Origin of the sequence: Brunnivagina elsteri CCALA 953 (genome assembly GCF_002289455.1) — a bacterium.
Taxonomy (GTDB): domain Bacteria; phylum Cyanobacteriota; class Cyanobacteriia; order Cyanobacteriales; family Nostocaceae; genus Brunnivagina; species Brunnivagina elsteri.
In genome coordinates this window covers 1-3,041 of record NZ_NTFS01000580.1, presented here as the reverse complement: position 1 = coordinate 3,041, position 3,041 = coordinate 1, and the positions used below count along the sequence as shown (strand labels likewise).

Here is a 3,041-nt window from a genome sequence, read left to right as displayed (position 1 = left end):
TGTCTCATATTCTATAATGCAGTCTGTACCAATTTACATTCTGATTTTTTTTCTACCCCGATTTACCGAGCGGATACTTTTTTTCTACCCCGATTTACCGAGCGGATACGCGATTTATTTGAATTTAGTCGAGAGCAATTATTAGAAGAAGTAAGACTATTTTTTCCAAATTTACACCCAGACGATCGCGATAATTTTAAGAAATCAATAGAGTTATCTGCTCGAACATTGGAACCTTGGACTTGGAAAGGAAGAATTAATTTATTATTAGGAAAACAAAAGTGGTTTCAAGCAATTTCTCGTCCTGAAGTTCAATCTGATGGTTCAATTATGTGGGATGGAATTATGCTTGATATTACTGAACAGCAAGCTGCACTGCACGAACGTGAAACGACAGAAGAAGCTCTACGTCAAAGCGAAGAACATTTGAAAACTGCAATTAATTCGGCTCCAATTATCCTTTACGCTGTGAATCAAGAGGGTATATTTACTTTTTCTGAAGGTCAAGCTTTGGAGTTATTGGGATTAAAACCAGGTGAAGTTATTGGGCAGTCTATCTATGAAATTTACAAAGATTATCCAGATATAATAGAAAATATAAATCAAGCATTTACTGGTAAAATTCAAACTTACAAGTCAAATATTAGTGGTTCATTTTTCGAGATTACTAATACTCCAATTATCAATAAAATAGGTCAAGTCGAAAGTCTGATTGGTGTTGCGATTGATGTTAGCGATCGCAAGTTTGCCGAAGCTGCACTAACTGCGACTTTAGACCAAATTGAGTATCAAGCAAATCTACTTCGTAATGTCATTGATGCAACTTCAAATTGGATATTTGTAAAAGACCACAATTTTCGCTACATTCTTGTCAATAAAGGCATGACTGATAGTCTTGACAAAAATTTTCCAGAAATAATTGCTAAAAGTGATGTAGAAATTGGTTTGCTTGAGGAATTAGCTTTTGGAAATCCAGAAAAAGGAATTCGCGGTTTTCGTACTGATGACATAGCAGTATTAGCAGGTGAAACTATTCGCAATCTGGAAAATGTGGTAACTATTGCTGATGGCACTAGACGAGTTTATGATACGCAAAAACTACCTTTACGAAATTCAGAAGGTGATATTATTGGTATTGTTGGTTTTGGGATGGATGTCACTGAACGTAGACAAGAGAAAATTCAATTACGAGAATCACAGCAATTTTTAAAGTTAATTTTAGAAACAATTCCCCAGCATGTTTTTTGGAAAGATAGTAATTCAGTATTTTTAGGATGTAACCGTAATTTAGCAAAAGTTGCTGGGCTTAATTCACCAGAAGATATTATTGGTAAAACTGACTATGATTTACCTTGGAAAGTTGAATAAGCAGAATATTTCCGAGAATGCGATCGTATTATAATTGAATCCGGTCAACCAATGTTAGAAATCGTCGAATCCCAACTACAAGCAGATGGAAAACAAAGTTGGATTGAAACTAGTAAAGTCCCATTACTTGATATCGATGGCAATAGAATCGGAGTTCTGGGAACATTTCAAGATATAACATTACGTAAAAATACAGAATTATCACTTCAACAACTTAACGAAGAACTCGAACAACGGGTTGAAAGAAGAACAGCAGAACTCTTAGAAGCAAAGGAACTTGCTGATAGTGCCAACCGTGCGAAAAGCGAGTTTTTGGCAAATATGAGCCACGAATTAAGAACAAACCGCAATCTATAAACCCGATTTAATTATTACCGATATCGCAATGCCACATCTTAACGGTTTAGAAATGGTACAACAGTTGCGTAAAAATCCAGAACTTGCCCATACAACAATAATTGTCTCCTCTGCTAGCGTTTTCGATAGCGATCGCAATTCTAGTCTTGCAGCAGGAGCAAATGGTTTTTTCCCAAAACCAGTGGAAACCGAGGAACTCATATCACAAATGAGTCAATATTTAAAATTGCATTGGATTTATGAAATTTCAGCAAATAGCACAAAATCTACTGATAAAGTACAATTAGTGGGGAATAAACTAACATTACTAATTCCTGCTCTCCAAGAATTAGAATCCCTGCATCTAGCAGCAAAAATTGCAGACATTGATACAATTCAACAAGAAGCAAATCGCATTCAAGAATTAGATGTTTCCTACAAACCCTTCGCAGACAAGTTATTACAACTTGTAGAGGAGATGAACGAATCTCAAATTCTTAAATTAGTTCAACAAGCAATTGAGAGTAATTCATAATATCCAATTAAAATTCATGCTAAATAAACCCACTTTCTCTCAAAACTAAATATATAAATGGAGAAAAAAATCATCAATAACCCATAATCACTAAACAATAAGTATTAATTACAATCATGCAAAATCAAATTTTAATTGTTGACGATAACCCTACAAACACAAAAGTCTTATTCGACTGTTTAAAATCAGCAGGTTATCGTATTCTTATTGCTCAAAATGGAGAAAGTGCCATCGAAAAACTCAAAATTGTCTCCCCAGATTTAATATTACTCGATGTCATGATGCCTGGAATGAATGGTTTTGAAACCTGTCAGTATTTAAAATCTGTTCCAGCGATTCAAAATATTCCCGTAATTTTTATGACAGCACTTTCCAATACCGAAGAAAAACTTCAAGGCTTTTCAGTAGGTGCCGTAGACTATATAACGAAACCATTTCAACAAGAAGAAGTACTCGCTCGTGTCAGTACCCATTTACAACTTCGCAACCTCACCAAACAACTACAAAACCTCAACCAAGAACTAGAACAGCGAGTTTTTGAACGTACTTCCGAACTCACAACAGCTTTAGAAAGTCTTCAAAAATCACAATTACAGTTAGTACAAAGCGAAAAAATGTCCTCCTTGGGTAACTTAGTTGCAGGAGTTGCCCATGAAATTAATAACCCGATCGGATTTATTTCTGGTAATATTAATCAAGCTAATCTTGCAGTTAAAGACATTCTTGATTGCTTACGACTTTACCAGGAAGCATTACCCAACCCTAGTGAAAAAATTCAAAATAAAATTATTGAAGTTGAATT

3 protein-coding genes and 1 pseudogene are annotated in these 3,041 nt (G+C 34.9%); all 4 read left to right on the top strand.

From position 1 onward, the window contains the following. Positions 1–1,368 (top strand): PAS domain-containing protein (locus tag CK510_RS28630; protein ID WP_143289488.1); only part of this gene is annotated, 1,368 nt, incomplete at its 5' end. 27 nt (positions 1,369–1,395) lie between these two features. Then, positions 1,396–1,557 (top strand): annotated as a pseudogene (locus tag CK510_RS34610) (PAS domain-containing protein); the annotation flags it as partial. 196 nt (positions 1,558–1,753) lie between these two features. Then, positions 1,754–2,239, top strand: a complete 486-nt coding sequence (locus CK510_RS28620) for a response regulator (protein WP_095724869.1) — start codon at positions 1,754–1,756, stop codon at positions 2,237–2,239. 116 nt (positions 2,240–2,355) lie between these two features. Beyond that, the coding region (locus tag CK510_RS28615) for a response regulator (RefSeq protein ID WP_143289487.1) at positions 2,356–3,041 on the top strand (686 nt) is incomplete at its 3' end.

Coding starts and splice junctions, on each gene's coding strand:
- CK510_RS28620 (WP_095724869.1), top strand. CDS start 1,754: ATGCCACATCTTAACGGTTTAGAAATGGTACAACAGTTGCGTAAAAAT.